At 57.8% G+C, this 268-nt stretch carries 1 pseudogene; it reads left to right on the top strand.

Going from position 1 to position 268, the window contains the following annotated elements:
• Positions 1–268 (top strand): annotated as a pseudogene (locus AF337_RS13615) (sulfonate ABC transporter substrate-binding protein); the annotation flags it as partial.

The following is a 268-nucleotide window of genomic DNA, read 5'->3' as shown; positions in this document are numbered from 1 at the left end:
GAATGGCAGCATCGACGCCTGGTCGATTTGGGATCCTTATCTGGCGATTGCCGAAGCTGATCCGGAGACACGTATCCTGACGACCGCTGAAGGCGGCGTCGACTCCTACAGTTTCTTCCTCGCCAACCGTGATTTCACCGATGCCAACGGGCAAGTGGTCGTCGACGTGATCGATGAGCTTGCCAAGGTCGGAAAGTCGGCACAGAGCAATCTCGACGAAACGGTGAAGGAGCTTTCCGAAATCACCGGCGTGCCGGCTGAGGTGACG

Source organism: Rhizobium ecuadorense (assembly GCF_001187535.1).
Lineage (GTDB): Bacteria > Pseudomonadota > Alphaproteobacteria > Rhizobiales > Rhizobiaceae > Rhizobium > Rhizobium ecuadorense.
Note: the sequence above shows the minus strand (reverse complement) of the source record. Positions and strands in the feature narration are given on the sequence as shown.